The organism is Pseudomonas sp. 22526 (assembly GCF_052044735.1).
GTDB lineage: Bacteria > Pseudomonadota > Gammaproteobacteria > Pseudomonadales > Pseudomonadaceae > Aquipseudomonas > Aquipseudomonas piscium.
Genome location: NZ_JBQENK010000013.1, coordinates 37,686 through 53,338, shown reverse-complemented (window position 1 = coordinate 53,338; position 15,653 = coordinate 37,686). Strand labels below are relative to the sequence as shown.

General features: G+C 65.8%; 14 protein-coding genes and 1 pseudogene. 5 read left to right on the top strand and 10 right to left on the bottom strand.

Annotated elements, in window-relative coordinates:
• Position 1 precedes the first annotated feature (1 nt).
• Genes imuA through ACTJKT_RS20050 form a run of 3 tightly spaced genes read right to left on the bottom strand, consistent with a single transcriptional unit; the run spans position 2 to position 2,192 of the window.
• Complete coding sequence (gene imuA / locus ACTJKT_RS20060) at positions 2–619, bottom strand: translesion DNA synthesis-associated protein ImuA (RefSeq protein ID WP_440788281.1); 618 nt, start codon at positions 617–619, stop codon at positions 2–4.
• Positions 619–1,236 carry a transcriptional repressor LexA gene (lexA, locus tag ACTJKT_RS20055; protein WP_102677864.1) on the bottom strand — a complete coding sequence of 206 codons (618 nt, stop codon included), beginning with the start codon at positions 1,234–1,236 and terminating at the stop codon, positions 619–621. Before lexA ends, imuA begins: the two co-directional genes overlap by 1 nt.
• A gap of 38 nt (positions 1,237–1,274) precedes the next feature.
• Positions 1,275–2,192 (bottom strand): LysR substrate-binding domain-containing protein, encoded by a 918-nt coding sequence (locus tag ACTJKT_RS20050; protein ID WP_440788280.1) that lies wholly within the window; start codon positions 2,190–2,192, stop codon positions 1,275–1,277.
• Between the two features lie 103 nt (positions 2,193–2,295).
• Here ACTJKT_RS20050 and ACTJKT_RS20045 point away from each other — a divergent pair, with 103 nt between their 5' ends.
• From ACTJKT_RS20045 to ACTJKT_RS20035, 3 genes and pseudogenes are all read left to right on the top strand, one after another.
• Positions 2,296–4,038, top strand: a complete 1,743-nt coding sequence (locus ACTJKT_RS20045; RefSeq protein ID WP_440788279.1) for an amidohydrolase — start codon at positions 2,296–2,298, stop codon at positions 4,036–4,038.
• A gap of 161 nt (positions 4,039–4,199) precedes the next feature.
• Complete coding sequence (locus ACTJKT_RS20040) at positions 4,200–4,937, top strand: TorF family putative porin (protein WP_440788278.1); 738 nt, start codon at positions 4,200–4,202, stop codon at positions 4,935–4,937.
• Between the two features lie 66 nt (positions 4,938–5,003).
• Positions 5,004–5,405, top strand: a pseudogene (locus ACTJKT_RS20035) (sulfatase-like hydrolase/transferase); the annotation flags it as partial.
• A 500-nt stretch (positions 5,406–5,905) separates the two neighbouring features.
• Here the strand turns inward: ACTJKT_RS20035 and ACTJKT_RS20030 are convergent.
• The 3 genes from ACTJKT_RS20030 to ACTJKT_RS20020 form a co-directional block, all read right to left on the bottom strand.
• Positions 5,906–6,874, bottom strand: coding sequence for a Gfo/Idh/MocA family protein (locus tag ACTJKT_RS20030; RefSeq protein ID WP_440788277.1), 969 nt, complete (start codon positions 6,872–6,874; stop codon positions 5,906–5,908).
• A gap of 28 nt (positions 6,875–6,902) precedes the next feature.
• Complete coding sequence (locus tag ACTJKT_RS20025) at positions 6,903–7,787, bottom strand: Dyp-type peroxidase (protein WP_440788276.1); 885 nt, start codon at positions 7,785–7,787, stop codon at positions 6,903–6,905.
• 108 nt (positions 7,788–7,895) lie between these two features.
• A complete protein-coding gene (locus tag ACTJKT_RS20020; RefSeq protein ID WP_440788275.1) occupies positions 7,896–8,933 on the bottom strand; it encodes an AraC family transcriptional regulator in 1,038 nt (345 codons plus the stop codon).
• A gap of 272 nt (positions 8,934–9,205) precedes the next feature.
• Here ACTJKT_RS20020 and ACTJKT_RS20015 point away from each other — a divergent pair, with 272 nt between their 5' ends.
• Entirely contained in the window at positions 9,206–10,156 is a 951-nt protein-coding gene (locus ACTJKT_RS20015) for a SphA family protein (RefSeq protein WP_440788274.1), read from the top strand.
• Between the two features lie 158 nt (positions 10,157–10,314).
• Here ACTJKT_RS20015 and ACTJKT_RS20010 read toward each other — a convergent pair whose 3' ends face one another.
• The 4 genes from ACTJKT_RS20010 to ACTJKT_RS19995 all read right to left on the bottom strand — a co-directional run bounded on the left by ACTJKT_RS20010 (position 10,315) and on the right by ACTJKT_RS19995 (position 13,982).
• Entirely contained in the window at positions 10,315–11,523 is a 1,209-nt protein-coding gene (locus ACTJKT_RS20010; RefSeq protein WP_440788371.1) for a DSD1 family PLP-dependent enzyme, read from the bottom strand.
• Positions 11,524–11,607: 84 nt separating this feature from the next.
• Positions 11,608–12,936, bottom strand: coding sequence for a D-arabinono-1,4-lactone oxidase (locus ACTJKT_RS20005; protein ID WP_440788370.1), 1,329 nt, complete (start codon positions 12,934–12,936; stop codon positions 11,608–11,610).
• Between the two features lie 86 nt (positions 12,937–13,022).
• A complete protein-coding gene (locus tag ACTJKT_RS20000; RefSeq protein ID WP_440788273.1) occupies positions 13,023–13,424 on the bottom strand; it encodes a c-type cytochrome in 402 nt (133 codons plus the stop codon).
• A gap of 231 nt (positions 13,425–13,655) precedes the next feature.
• On the bottom strand, positions 13,656–13,982 hold the full coding sequence (locus ACTJKT_RS19995) for a hypothetical protein (protein WP_440788272.1): 327 nt from the start codon (positions 13,980–13,982) through the stop codon (positions 13,656–13,658).
• Between ACTJKT_RS19995 and ACTJKT_RS19990 the strand changes: the two genes are divergently transcribed.
• On the top strand, positions 13,981–15,606 hold the full coding sequence (locus ACTJKT_RS19990) for an NADP-dependent glyceraldehyde-3-phosphate dehydrogenase (protein WP_440788271.1): 1,626 nt from the start codon (positions 13,981–13,983) through the stop codon (positions 15,604–15,606). The two genes, ACTJKT_RS19995 and ACTJKT_RS19990, sit on opposite strands and share 2 nt — an antisense overlap.
• Positions 15,607–15,653: the final 47 nt, after the last annotated feature.

The following is a 15,653-nucleotide window of genomic DNA, read 5'->3' as shown; positions in this document are numbered from 1 at the left end:
CTCAGTGCCCCGGGGCGAAGGCGATCGGCGCCGCATGGGCCAGGCCGCCGCGGCACTTGAGTATCCGCAGCTGCGCCGGCCGGGCCTCCACGGCAAGGCGCAGGGCCGCTGGCGAGGGGTTGATGGCTTCCTTGAGGGGACGGTAGGCAAAGGCCAGGGTCTGGCCGGTTTCGGCCGCCACCTGCAAACGCCGCAAGGCGCGGTCGTCGGCCTGTTGCGGCCAGCACAGCACGGCCCCGCAACTGCCCGAACGCAGGCATTGTTCGGCGGCCCACAGGGCGTCCCGTTCGCCGGCCTGGATCACCGACAGTTGGCGCAGGTCGACCCCGGCGCTCTGCCAGGCCTGGGGGTACGGCACATGGGGCGGCGCCACCAGCACGATGCGCTCGCCGGCGGCCGAAAGCCGGGCCAGGGTCGGCCACAGCAGTTGCAGCTCGCCGACACCCTGGGCGGCGATGAGGATTTCCGTCAGCGCCGCTTCCGGCCAGCCGCCGCTGGGCAAGGCCGCGTCCAGCATGGGGTGGCCGGTGGGTTGCGGGCTGGCGGCGGGTGCCGTCGGGCGGCCCTTCCACACCCGGCCGGCATTGAACAGCGTCTCCAGTGCCACGACGGCGCCCATCAGCCTTGCCTCACCAGGCCACAGAACACCCCTTCGATGGCCAGGTCCCGGTCCTCGCCGATCAGGATCGGGGCATAGGCCGGGTTGCGCGGCAGCAGGCGCACGCCATCGGCCAGGCGCTCGAAACGCTTGATGGTGACCTCGCCGTCCAGCCGTGCCACCACGATCTGGCCGTTGCGCACTTCGCTGTCGCGGCGCACCGCCACCAGGTCGCCGTCGAGGATGCCGTCCTCGATCATCGAGTCGCCCTGGACCCGCAGCAGGTAATCGGGGGTACGGGAAAACAGCGCCGGGTCGAGCAGCAAGCGGCTGTGCACCTCGGCATCGGCGCCGATCGGCAGGCCGGCGGCGACCCGGCCTAGCACCGGGATCTCCAGCAGCTCGGGGCGCGATGGCTGGTTGAGCAGGCGGATGCCCCGGGCCTGGTTGGGGTTGACCTCGATGAAGCCGGCCTCGGTCAGGGCTATGACATGCTTGCGCGCCACGCTGCGCGAGGCGAAGCCGAAGGCCTCGCTGATTTCAGCGAGGCTCGGGGGCTGGCCATGTTCGGCGATGCGCTCGCGGATAAAGGTCAGGATGGCACTGCGGCGGGGAGATAAAGTGGTCATGGAGTACATTTGTACTCCTCTCGGGTTTTCCTGACAAGAACCGCCAGTCAGCCCAGGCCACGGCTCGCCAGGAAAGCGCTGATGTAATCGATGAACGCCAGCACCTTGGCCGTGGCCCGCCGGTGGCTGGGGTAGACCGCGAGGATGTGCGGCCCGAAGCAGTCCGGGTCGATGGCATAGTCGGCCATCACCCGCACCAGGCGGCCGTCGGCCAGGTAAGGCGCGGCGCTCCATAGCGGGGTGTGCAGCAGCCCGCGCCCGGCCAGGGCATTGGCCAGCAGCAGGTCGTAATTGTCGCTGCGCAAGCGCGGCGCCCGGGGTTGCGGCAGGCTCAGGCGCTGCCCGTCCCGTTCGACCCACCAGAACTCACGGCTGAGCAAGGGATGGCGATAGAGCAGCCATTCGTGTTCGTCGAGGGTCTGCGGCGTCACCGCCACGCCCTTGCGCGCCAGGTAGGCCGGGCTGGCGCACAAGGCCAGACAATTGCTGCCGACCACCCGGGCGATCAGCCCCGGCAGGTCGTCATGGCCTTCGCGCAGGGCCAGGTCGTAGCCGCTTTCCAGCAGGTTGACGAACTCGTCGCACAGGTCCACCTGCAGGTCGATCTGCGGATACTGCTCAAGGAAACCGCCACACACCTGGTCGAGAAAAGCCTGCCCATAAGCCAGCGGCGCGGTGATCTTCAGGTTGCCGCGCAGGCCATGCTGCAACTGCTCGATTTCCTCGCCGGCCTCCTCCAGCCGCTGCAGGACCTGGCGCGCGGTTTCCAGGTAGAGCCGCCCCACTTCCGTCAGCAGGATCCGCCGGGTACTGCGCTCGAACAAGCGCGCGCCCAACTCGACTTCCAGGTGATTGACCGCCTTGGTCAGGGCCGAGGGGGTCTTGCCCAACTGCTCGGCGGCGCGGCTGAAACTGCCCAGCTGCGCGGTGACCACGAACATTTTCAGTGCACTCAACTTGTCCATGCTTTTTCCATTCAGGCAAAAACGTTTTTCGTCAGCGAGGCGTTCTGTCGGCTATGGCAAGCCACTAATCTGGGCATCAGACGCAATAACAAGGAAATACTCAATGAAAAGATTCATCCCGAATCTGCTGACGATTGCAGTAAGTTTTGCCTCGATGGAAGCCATGGCCGCCACCGACCTGGTGCTGTTCAACGGCCAGGTGTTCACCGCCGATCGCGCCCAACCCAAGGTCCAGGCCCTGGCGGTGGCCGACGGCAAAGTGCTGCAAGTGGGCAGCGACGCGCAGATCAAGGCCCTGATCGAAACCGGCACCCGAGTCATCGACCTCGGCGGCAAGACCCTGATGCCCGGCCTGATCGACAGCCATTCCCACGCGATCTTCGGCGGCCTGGAAATGACCTCGGCCAATATGCAGGACAAGGTGGTCGGCCTCGACGAGCTGGAGCGAAAGCTGCGCGCCTGGCGCGACGACGGCAAGGCCCGGCATGGCGATGTCCTCAGCATCGCCGGCATGAGTTCGGCCTACTGGGCCCAGGCCGAAGCCCTGGGCCAGCGCTTCAACACCGGCGAATGGGCCAAGGTGCCCGTGGTGTTCACCGGCAGCGATCACCATACCGCCTGGGCCAACGCTGTGATGCTTGAGCGCGCCGGCATCGACGCCGCCCTGCTCAAGACCCTGCCGCAGGCCGAGCGCGACACCATAGGCCAGCTCGCCGACGGCCGCCCCAACGGCTTCCTGGTGGACGCCGGCTGGGACCGGGTCGCGGCGAAAATGCCGGTGCCCAGCAGCGCCGCCCTGCTCAACGCGGCGCAATCGGCGGTGCGCTACAACAACAGCCTGGGCATCACCGCCTGGATGGATCCGGCGGCCAACGCGGCCCCCGGCGAAGCGGTGTTCGCCCTCAAGCCCACCGCCCAGACCGTCGGCGTGCTGCCGGCCTACAAGGCGCTCGCCGAGAGCGGCGGCATGAGCGCCCATGTCGCCGCGCTGCTGGTGGCCAACCCGAAAAGCCGCCCTGCCGACCTCGACGTGCTGGAGCAGGTGCGCCAGCAATTCCAGGGCATCCCCAACCTGACCCTGCCCGGCGTCAAGATCTTCGCCGACGGGGTGATCGAGTACCCGGCCCAGAGCGCGGCGATGATCGATCCCTACAGCAACTCGCACAAACAGGGCGAACTGCTGATCGATCCCGAGCATTTCGGCGAACTGGTCAGCGCCATCGACCAGCGCGGCTGGCTAGTGCACATCCATGCCATCGGCGACCGCGCGGTGCGCGAATCCCTCAATGGCATCGCCCAGGCGCGCCAGGACCGCCAGAGCGGCATCGCCCACTCCATCACCCACCTGCAAATGGTCAACCCGAAAGAGTTCACCCGCTTCAAGCCGCTGGGGGTCATCGCCTCGATGCAACTGCTGTGGGCCTCGGCGGACGACTACACCCTGGACATGATCAAGCCCTACGTCAGCGCCCTGGCCTTCCGTTACCAGTACCCGGCGCACTCCCTGCTCAAGCAGGGCGCGACCCTCGCCGGGGCCAGCGACTGGCCGGTGTCCTCGCCCAACCCGTGGAATGCCATCGCCCAGGCCATCACCCGCAAGGGGCCGCTGGGGGTGCTCAACGCCGACGAACGCCTGGACCGCGAAACCATGTTCTACGCCTACACCCTCAATGCCGCGCGCGCCATCGGCCTGGAGCAGCAGATCGGCTCGCTGAGCGCCGGCAAGCAGGCCGACTTCATCGTGCTGGACCGCGACGTGTTCCGCGTCGACGAAAAGGCCCTGCATGAAACCCAGGTGCTGCAGACCTGGTTCGCCGGCCGCGAAGTCTACGCCCGGCCTCTCTAACCTGATGCATCTAACCCGATGCATCTAACCCGATTCATCTAGACCGGTTCATCTAAAAAACACCTGCCCCACTGCCCGCCCCCACGTCCTTGCGCACGTGGGGCCGGCGCAGCCTTGCCTGAAATCCGCCCCTAACAATCACAACAACACGGGACGCCCACATGAAGACCCTCAGCCTGTTCGCCATCGCTGCCTTGAGCCTGTTGCCCCTGGGCAGCCAGGCCCTGCCCTTGAACGATGACGTTGCCCTGGAGATGGAACTGACCCTGGCCAGCGACTACCGCACCCGCGGTATTTCCCAGACCCAGAACGACCCCGCCGCGCAGGCTGCCGCAACCCTGCTGCACAGCAGCGGCCTGTACCTCGGTGCATGGACCTCCAACGTGGATTTCGGCGGCGGCCTGAAGACCCGCCAGGAAGTCGACTACTACGCCGGCTGGCTGTGGCAGGCCAGCGACGCGATCAGCCTCGACCTGGGCTACCTCAAGTACAGCTACCCCAGGGAAGGGCAATTCAACCAGAGCGAGGTCTACGGGATTTTCAGCGCCTACGGGTTCAGCCTGGCGGCCTACTACTCCAGCGACGCCGCGGGCATCGACAGCCAGCAAAGCACCCTGTACCGCTACCTCGGCTACGAAACCGAGCTGCCCCTGGGCCTGGGCTTGAAGCTGCGTTACGGCGAGATGGACTTCAAGGATCCGCGGTTGATCCCAGCCTCGGGCCAGGGCGAGGATGCCTACCACGAATGGGAGGCCAGATTGACCCGCGAAGTGGCGGGCGTGGTGCTGGGCCTGAGCTATATCGATACCGATCTGTCGAAAAGCCAGTGCACCAGCAACTACGGGTTCAGCGACCTGTGTGGCGCGACCTGGGTCGCCAGTGCCAGGAAAACCTTCTGAATCCGATGGGCGCTGGTCGGCACGAATCGATATGCAGACCCGCGCCCTTTCGACATTTTTTGACCAATCCCTATCTATGACAACACCATCCTCTACACCGACCACTTCCTGGCCCGGGTCATCGAGTTGCTCAAGCACAACCAGGAACGCTTCGACACCTCGATGCTGTACGTCTCCGACCATGGCGAGTCCCTCGGCGAAAACGGCCTGTACCTGCACGCCGCGCCCTACGCCCTGGCGCCGCAGGCGCAGCCCCATGTGCCGATGCTGATGTGGTTCGGCCAGCAGGCCCTGGCCGACCTGGGCATCCAGCGCGACTGCCTGCAAGGCAAGAGCAGCGAGCCGGACCTGAGCCACGACAACCTGTTCCACTCGGTGCTCGGGCTGTTCGAGGTCAGGACCAGCCTGTACCAGCCGCGGCTGGACATCTTCCATTCCTGCCGGCCGAACATGACCGCGGCGCACTAAAGGCACAGAACCTGTAGGAGCAGCCGGTCGACGCTCGATTGCTCGCGATGGCCGCACCGCGGAATGCCTGGCACACCGCGTTATCGTTCATCGCGGGCAAGTCGGATCGCCGCCCGCTCGCTCCTACAGAAGAAGATCGCGCACGTCCTGTAGGAGCGAAGCTTGCTCGCGAAGGCCGTGACGCGGAATGTCTGGGAAACCGCGTTATCCTTCATCGCACGCAAGCTGTGCTCCTACAGAAGAAGACCGCGCACGTCCTGTAGGAGCGAGGCTTGCCCGCGATGGCCGTGACGCGGAATGTCTGGGAAACCGCGTTATCCTTCATCGCACGCAAGCTGTGCTCCTACAGAAGAAGATCGCGCACGTCCTGTAGGAGCGAAGCTTGCTCGCGAAGGCCGCGACGCGGAGTTTCTGATGCACCGCGTGATCGTTCATCGCGGGCAAGTCGGCTCGCCGCCCGCTCGCTCCTACAGAAGAAGACCGCGCACGTTCCGTAAGGCCTAACCGCGCTTGAGGATCAGGTCCATGACCCGGTCGGTTTTCAGCGCCTCGGCGGCCAGCGCCGGATGCTGCGCTTGGCCACGGATATGGGCGTTCATGCCGAGCACGTGGTGCCACTGGATGTGCTCAGGGTTGTCGATGAAGAGGCTCAGCTGTTCATCGGCGTCCAACTGCAGCGGGTGCTCGTCGAACACCGAGAAGCTGATACGCCCCTGGCTGCCGATGATTTCCACCCGGTCCACCCGACGGTCCGCGACGAGGTTCCAGGCACCCGTGCCCAGGGCGCCACAGGCGAAGCGCCAACTGGCACTCACCGCGTCCTCGGCGCTGTATAGCCCAGCCTGCCGCGCGGTGAAACCAGCGACATCGGTGATGTCCCCCAGCAGGTACTGGAACAGGTCCAGGCCATGGCTCGCCAGGTCGGCGAAGTAACCGCCGCCAACGATCCGCGGGTCGGTGCGCCAGTTGCGGCCGCCACTGCGATCGGCCTCGGACGGGGCCTTGGTCAGGGTCCAGCTCAGGTGGCGCACCTCACCGATGCGCCCGTCCCGCAGCCATTGCCGCACTTGCTGGAAGCGCGGCAGGGAACGGCGGTAGTAGGACACGAACAGGTGCAATCCGGCCTGCTGGAAAACCTGCTGCATCTCCAGGCTTTGCCCGGCGTTCAATGCCATCGGTTTTTCCACGCAGCAGTGCTTGCCGGCGGCGGCCACCTGCAAGCTGTAGGCGTGGTGACTGTCGGGTGGCGTGGCGATGTACACCGCGTCCACTTCGGGGTCGTCGATCAGCGCCTGGGCATCGGTGTAGAAGCGCGCGATGCCGTGGCGTGCCGCATAGTCCTGCACCGCTTCCAGGCGCCGGCCCATCACCGCCACCAGGGCCGAGCCCGGTGCCTTGTAGAAGGCCGGGCCGCTCTTGCGCTCGGTGACGCTGCCGCAACCGATCATGCCCCAGCGCACGAGCGGCATGCCCTCTCCTCCTGTGCCCATTGGCCGGTCAGACCGCTTGCAGGGCGCGCAGGTCGAGACGGCCGTCCTGCAGCGGCGGACACCAGTAGTAGCCGCCGGTGATCGGCCGGCTCATGCGGTACAGGCCGTCGACTATGCCGTCTTCCAGGCCGCTCATGCGCCGCAGCTGGACTTCGAAGGCGTGGAGGCTGTGGCCGAAGGCGAGGAACATCAGGCCGCCCTTGTCGCCTTCAATCCACGGCATCGAGCGGCGCACCATAAAGGCCTCGGGGGTGAAGCTCTCCTGGGCGGTGCGCTTGACGTGGGCCGAGTCCGGCGCGTCGTCCAGCTCTTCGTTGTCGCTCAGGCGGCGGCCGATGATGTTGTCGCGCTCCTCCTGATGCATCGCGGCAAAGCCCTTGAAGTCGTGCTGCCACTGCTGGATCGCGGCGAAGCTGCCACCGCGCAGGCCATCAGCGCCTTCGGCCAAGGCCGCGGCGATGGCTTCTTCATCGTGGGGGTTTTCGGTGCCGTCCTCGTAACCGGTCAGGTCGTGGCCGGTCTTGTGGCGGAAGGTTTCGTTCATCTGCACCAGGCGCAGCGCCGGGGCCAAGGCGGCCGCCAGGTCGTTGCTGCGGTGCAGCAGCTCGCCGCGGTCTTCGCCATGCAGCCAGACCCACAGCGCATGCTGGGTCGAAGGGTTGTCGACGCCGACCCCGGTCAGCGCCGGGAAGGCCTTGAGCCCCTGCACGCGGGCGCCCAGCGCCTTGACCAGCGACGCGCCGAAACCTGCTACCGCCGTTTTCCCGTCCACCAGCGCCAGCAAGCGATCGATCGCCGCTGGCAGCGCCTCGATGGATTCGAGGGCGAAAAACAGGTGACGAGCCTGGGTCGGAACGGGGGTGGCAAGAATGCCCGGCTGGTAGTAACTCATAGCGACTCCTTGAAGAAAGCCCGGAGTTTACCCGGCGCACCACAATTTGTGGGGGTTTAGACACGCATGGGCCGACGTGGTGAATGGTCACGCCGCCGGAGCCGTGCCCTACAACTGGCCGCCCTCTTCCCGATAGGCACTGGGGCTCAGCCCGGTCCAGCGCTTGAATGCCCGGCGAAAACTGCGCACGTCGCTGTAGCCCACCGCCTCGGTGATGCGCTCGATGGACAGCTGCGGGTTGGCCAGCAGGCTCAGGGTGCGCGCCCGGCGCACCTGCTCCAGCAGCGCGTCGAAGGTCAGGTCATGCTCGCTCAGGCGTCGGCGCAGGGTGCGCCCGCTCATGTTCAGGTCGCTGGCGACCTGCTCGATATGGCTGCCCTGGGTCAGGTCGCGGGAGATGGCCCGCTCCACCGCCTGGATCAGGTCCAGCTTGCGGTGCACCTGGGCGCTTTCCAGCTCCAGCAGCTTGAGCGCCTGGCGCAGGGCCACGGCGTGGTGGTTGGGCAGGCGCGTGTCGAGCCAGTGGCCGGCGATGACCATGCGGTTGTGCAGGCAGCCGAAGTGCACGTCTGGCCCCAGCAGGCGCAGGTACTCGTCCTGGTAAGCCGGGGCGGCGTGCATGAACTCGACCCGCAGCGCCTTGAAGTCGGCGCCGACCAGGGCGCGGCCATAGACCGGCAGGCTGGCGAAGAACTCTTCGACGGCAAAGATCTGCACATCGCTGTAGGGCAGCCGGCATTCGGCCTCGACGAAAAACTCGTCGCCCTGCTGCCGGACGTTGCAGCTGACGATGCCGCCCGAGGTGTGCTGGTGGCGGATGCCGATGTCGAAGGCATCGCGCAGGGTCTTGCACAGCGACAGCACATGCCCCAGCAGGCCCAGGGTGCCGAGCACGTTCTGGTGCCCGACCCACAGGCCCAGGCCCTGCCGGGGCAAAGCCTTGAGCGCGCGCTGGATCATCGCCACGGCCTGGCGGTAGGAGATGCGTTGCGCGGGGTCCTGCAGGTCGTCGAGGGTAAAGCCCAGGCCGCGGCACAGGGCGTGCGGGTCGACGCCGTGGCTGCCGGCGACTTCGGCCAGGGTCTGCAACAGGAAGGGTGAAACCAGGGCCAGTTGGTACTGTGGATCGACGGCTTTCGTCTGCATGGGCATCGGGTCCCGAGCCGGTTCGGCTGCAATTCTTATTCTGGTTATGCGCCCCGCTCCCGGACAGCGCCAGGGCGAGGCGAGCGCCCGCTCAGCATAGCGTTTTCCGCTCGCATTCACGGAAGGATGTAACAAGTCATTGCAGGCTGGCCGCGAAAGTCCCCCTCAGTGGCCGCCAATACCCTGCCTGGCCAGGCGCCGAAGGCTTATTCCTATGGGGCGGCCGGAAACCGGCCAACTGTGCGCCCACTGACAATAATAAGAGCCCGAACATGAATTCGACCCGCACCCATCTCCCCCGGCGCCTCGCCGCCAGCCTGGCCTGCATCGCCGCCCTGCCCGCCCTGGCACCGGCCACTGAATCCGGGGTCGACAACATCGGCACCGGCACCGACGGCTTCTTCATCCTGCCGCTGGACGTCAACGGCCTGCCGGACCACATGTTCGCCTTCAACCTCTATTACAACCACTACGAAGCGCGGAAGCTGAATATCAGCTCCCTGGGCGGCAAGGTGCCGGACGTGCGGATCGTCTCCGACGCGATCATTCCCCGCCTCGACTACCTGAGCCCGCTGCGGGTGTTCGGCGGTCGCCTTGGCGGCTACGTGGCGCAGCCCTACCTGCGACAGCAGGTGGGAGTCTTCGGCCTCAAGGACCAGCGCGAAAGCATGGGCGACACCACCATCGCGCCGATCATCCTGTGGGACATGGGCAAGAACCTGACCCTGGGCGCCGCCGTGGAAATCACCATTCCCACCGGCAAGTACGACGCGACACGCCTGGCCAATACCAGCAATAACTTCTACACCTACAAGCCGCTGGTCTCGGTGACCTGGATGCCCACCCCGCGCACCGAACTGTCGATGAAGACCACCTACAGCTTCAACGAGGAAAACCACGCCACCGACTACAAGTCCGGGCAGATTTTCCACTTCGACTATTCCGCCAGCTACAAGGTGACCGACAACCTGAGCCTGGGGGTCAACGGCTACTACCTGAAGCAGACCACCGACGACAAACAGTACGGCCGCACCGTGCAGTTTCTCGGCGAGGACGTGGACGACGGCGTGCGCGGCCAGGTGTTCGCCATCGGCCCGGCGCTGTACCTGACCTTCCTCAAGTACGCCAGCGCGGAGATCCGCTGGACCAAGGAGTTCGACGTGGAGAACCGGCCCGAGGGCGAGATGCTGTGGGCCAAGCTGACGATTCCGTTCTCCTTGTGACACGCAGTCCCGTAGGAGCGAGGCTTGCCCGCGATAGCCGTGACGCGGTCTGCCGGTGGACCGCGTTATCGTTCATCGCGGGCAAGCCTCGCTCCTACAGGAGAAGGACGCGCCTGCTCGATTGCATGCGATGGGGCCCTCAGCCCCACCGCAAAAACCTAGCTATAGACCGGCCAGCTGTCGACGATCCGCCCGCCGCGCACTGCCAGCAGGTCGCCGAACTGCAGCAGCACCGCTTCGCTCTGCATCGGCCGCAGGAACACCTGGTCGTCCGGGCCCAGGCCCACGGCCGGCGAGCCGTTGACCATCTCCTGGTTGGAACTGCGGCCGAACAAGCCGTTGCTTTGCAGCCCCGAGGGCGACTCGAACTCGGCCAGCCAGTTGCCGCCGTAGATGAAGAATGTCTCGCGCTGGTTCGGGTCCCACCAGGCGAACAGCTTCGACTTGTCGTCCAGCGCCGGGATGCGCACCGGGCCGGTGCTTTTCAGCACCGGCGTGGCGATATAGGCCGCCGGCCGATGTTCGCTGAGGGACGGCAGGTCGTAATGGGTCGGCTTGAGCATCGCCGTGCCCACCGACACTTCGCTGCTCAACTGTTCCTGCTCATGCATGCGGTAGCTGGGGCTGCCGGCGGTATTCAGGGTCAGCCCCGGCTGCCAGAGCGCCGGATGGTGTTGCCGGGTGAAGTCCACGGCGCTCTGGTAGCGCTGCATGACCTTGGCGAACAGCGCTTCGGGCGAGCCGAGAATGCCCGGCACGCCCATGCCGACAAAGGGGTCGTAGCCCATGAAACCGGCGAACTCCAGGTGCTGGGGATTGGCGGCGATCAGGGTCAGCAGCGGCCCCAGTTCGAGGCTGTCCTTCACCCCGCCGCGGTGCAGGCCGACGTCCAACTCGATATTGATCCGCAGCCGGGTGCCCAGGCCGCGGGCCAGGGCCAGGTATTGCTGCAGGTGTTCCGGGGTATCGATCAGCCATTGCAACTGCCGGGCCGGGTCGAACGGACCTTTGTGGCTCTGGTAGAACAGTTCGGCGGAACGCACCGGCAGCGGCTTGCCCAGCAGGATATCGGCCTCGGGAAAACGCTGGGCGTCGTGATTGAGGAACGGCTGGTGGAACGACATCAGGCGCTGGGTGCCGGCGCGCTGGCCGATGTAGTCCAGCAATCCCGGCGACGGCAGGGATTTCTCCACCAGCCGCAGCTGCTTGCCGCCGCGCTTGACCGACTGCATCACCACATCGATGTTGTGGTCCAGGCGGTCGAGGTCGATCAGCATCACCGGGCGCATCGGACCGTGGGCCTTGAGTTCCTGGTTCAGCCCGCGGAAATAGTCACTGTAGGGCCCGCCCCGGTCGGCGGGCCGCAGCCAGGCGCCCACGCCCGCCAACAACGCGCCGACACCCGCGGTACCGAGCAGGAAGTTGCGTCGATTCATCCTATTTATCTCCCTTCAGACCACGCCCAGGATGGACGACAGGTGTGCATTGAGGAACTTGCCGCCGGGGTCCAGCGCCTCGCGCACCCGGGTGAACTCGCGCCAGCGCGGGTACAGCGCCTGCAACTGCCGGGCGTTGAGGCTGTGCAACTTGCCCCAGTGCGGGCGGCCGGCGTACTTCCAGAAAATCGGCTCGACGGCAGCGAAGAAGTTGTGGTGATCCATGCCGTAGTGCTGGTGCACCGAGATCGAACAACTGTCGCGGCCCTCGAACATGCTCAGGGGAATGTCGTCGGCCTGGACGTAGCGGTACTCGATGGGAAACCAGGTGCGCAGGTCCTTGTCGCGGATCAGCTTGAGGATTTCCCGCAGGCACGCCGGGCCGTGCTCGGCCGGCACCGAGTACTCCATTTCATTGAAGCGCACGTTGCGCACGTTGGCGTAGACCTCATAGGAGTCGCCGACCCGGTCATCGAAACTGGCGAAATGCCGCAGGCTGTTGAGCAGGGTGCGGCGGGTTTCGGGAAAGTCGCTGAGGTATTTGTCGAGGTTCTCGATCAGACTGACGAACTCGTTGCCGCCCTCTTCCGCCGGGTCCACCGGCGGGGTCGCCGGGTCCTCTGTTTCATTCAGGGCAATCGACAGCGCGTAGTCGGAATGGGTGACCACCAGCATTTCCCAGTGCTGGTTGTCGCGGGTGTTTTTCGCCAGGTCTTCGAGCAGTTCCTCGGTCTTGGCGATCCACTGTTTTTCCCGCAGGCGATAGGCCGGACGATTCTGCAAACGCACCCGGGTGGCGACGCCCAGGGCGCCGAGGGACACCCGCGCGGCGCTGAAGACCTCGGCGTTACGGCTGCTGTCGCAGTCCAGCACCTCGCCGCTGGCGGTCACCAGTTGCAGGCCGCAGACCTGGGCCGAATAGGACTTGAAGCCGACCCCGGTGCCGTGGGTCGAGGTGGCGATGGCCCCGGCCAGGGTCTGGTAGTCGATGTCGGCCATGTTCGGCAGGGCCTGGCCGATCGCCTTGAGCGGCGCGCCCATGCGCGACATCGGCGTGCCGGCGGCGAACTCGGCCTGCAAGGTGGCGGCATCGTGGCTGAGCAGGCCGCTGAAAAAACTCAGCGACAGCAGCGTGCCGTCGGTGGGCACCAGGGCGCTGAAGGAATGCCCCGAGCCCACCGGGCGGATCTTGCCCGGGGTTTGGCGAATCACCTGCACCAGCTCGTCCAGGTCCTTGGGCGCCAGCCGCGCCAGGGGCAGGCAGCTTTGCGCGCCGGACCAGTTGCGCCAGGGAATCAGCCGTGGCGCCCGCGCCAGCTCGGCCAGCAGCGGGTTGCTGGCCAGGGCGCTGAACACTCCGGCTACCCCTGCGCGTTGCAGCAACTGACGTCGTGTGAGGTGCATGGTCATGCCTGTGTCCCTGTGCCGGGTTATTGGAGGTCTTGTGCGGACATGAAGCGGATCAGGGCGAGGAACTGCTCCTCGGAACACTGCATGCACAGGCCCATCGGCGGCATGCCGTTATAGCCATTGATACTGTGGTCCAGCAGGGTGTCGGCGCCTTGGGCGATGCGTGGCCGCCAGGCCTGGACATCGCCGGTCAGCGGCGCGCCGGACGCCGGGTTGGCGTGGCAGAGTTTGCAGCTGCTGTCGTAGATCCGCGCCAGCGCCGAATCGTCGGGCAGCTGCTGCACCGCGGTGGCCGATGGCGGCGCGGGCTGGTCGCCACAGGCAACCAGCAGCCCGCCGAGCGCCAGGCACAGCGCGACGCGCCCCAGGCGATACAGCCTGGCGATGGATAAAGACAGCAGCGAGGCAGTCGGCGCCGGCATGGTGTTCCTCTCTGGTGACGGTCGGGATCGACCCAGAGCCAACACTAAGGCAGGCGCCGCCACCGCCTGAGGGCATTGCGGGCCAGCGAGGGGGGCATCTGCGGCCAGCCCCGCGAGGGCGATGGGTTGGCGCAACCGCCGCTATGCGGCTATCGNNNNCTTGCTCGCGATGAGCGATAACGCGGTGTACCAGGCAAACCGCGTCGCCCTTATCGCGGGCAAGCCTCGCTCCTACAGAAGCAAAGCCTGTCTTTCCGCCGTTCGTTCAAGCGCCAGGCCGGCAACACCCCAAAGCCGCTCCGCCAATTGTTCAGCGCCGGTTGCAACAAAGGCTGTTTTTCCAAGGGAAAAAGCGGCTACTCTTGGCCCAAAGAACCACACCATCACAGCTCTGCTACACGACTTTCCGCCATTTTGGCCCAGCTTTTTGCTAAAGACCCGAGACATCAAGGCGTATACCCGTAGAAACAAGCCTTGAAGACCTGTCTCGCCCGTCAGTGCCGGCGCGCTATCCAGCCCGCCGGTGCATTGCCCATTGCCATTACGGAATAGAGTCATGACCACAGCCCATCTGTTGAACACCCTGTTTCCCGTCGCCGCCGACATCCCCGAGCAGTACCGCCTGGACGGTCAGGTCGAGCAACGCGAGTACCTGGTCGAGGGTCAGTTGAAGACCTGGAACGGGCCCCTGGCGCTGGTGCGCAGCCCGGTGTACCTGGCCACCGCCAATGGCGACGAGCAAGTGATTCTCGGCAGCACCCCGCTGCTCGACGCCGACACCGCGCTGACCGCCCTCGACGCCGCCGTGCGCGCCTATGACCGTGGCCAGGGCGCTTGGCCGACGATGCGCGTGGCCGAACGCATCCAGCACGTCGAAGCCTTCCTCGGGCGCATGCGCGAACAGCGCTCGGCGGTGGTCAAGCTGCTGATGTGGGAAATCGGCAAGAACCTCAAGGACTCGGAAAAAGAGTTCGACCGCACCTGCGACTACATCGTCGACACCATCAACGCCCTCAAGGAACTCGACCGCCGCTCCAGCCGCTTCGAGCTGGAACAGGACACCCTCGGCCAGATCCGCCGCGTGCCGCTGGGCGTGGCCCTGTGCATGGGCCCCTACAACTACCCGCTGAACGAGACCTTCACCACCCTGATCCCGGCGCTGATCATGGGCAACACCGTGGTGTTCAAGCCGGCCAAGTTCGGCGTGCTGCTGATCCGCCCGCTGCTGGAAGCCTTCCGCGACAGCTTCCCGGCCGGGGTGATCAACGTGATCTACGGCAGCGGCCGGGAAACCGTCAGCGCCCTGATGGCCAGCGGCAAGATCGATATCTTCGCCTTTATCGGCACCAACAAGGCCGCCAGCGACCTGAAGAAACTCCATCCCAAGCCGCACCGCCTGCGCGCCGCCCTGGGCCTGGACGCGAAAAACCCCGGCATTGTGCTGCCGGAGGTCGACCTGGATAACGCGGTCAACGAGGCGATCACCGGCTCGCTGTCGTTCAACGGCCAACGCTGCACCGCGCTGAAGATCCTCTTCGTCCACGAAACCCTGGTCGATGCCTTCATCGAGAAGTTCAACGCCAAGCTGCTCAGCCTCAAGCCGGGCATGCCGTGGGAACCGGGGGTGGCGCTGACGCCGCTGCCGGAGTCGGGCAAGGTCGATTACCTGCATGCCCTGGTGGCCGACGCCATCGACAAGGGCGCCAAGGTGGTCAACCCCGGCGGCGGCGAATCGCGGGCGTCGTTCTTCTACCCGGCGGTGCTGTACCCGGTGAACAGCCAGATGCGCGTGTACCAGGAAGAGCAGTTCGGGCCGGTGGTGCCGATCGTGCCGTATCGCGACCTGGAAACCGTGATCGACTACGTCCTGGAATCGGACTTCGGCCAGCAGCTGAGTATCTTCGGCACCCAACCGGCACAAGTCGGGCGGCTGGTGGACGCCTTCGCCAACCAGGTCGGGCGGATCAACCTCAACGCCCAGTGCCAGCGCGGCCCGGACACCTACCCGTTCAACGGGCGCAAGAACTCCGCCGAAGGCACGCTGTCTGTGCATGACGCGTTGCGCACCTTCTCGATCCGCACCCTGGTGGCCACCAAGTTCCAGGAGAGCAACAAGGAGTTGATCAGCGACATCATCCGTAACCGCGAGTCGAGCTTCCTGACCACCGATTACATTTTCTAGAAATGGAGAAGATCCCCTGGGCCTGCTGAACTCCTGGCGATCCTTGC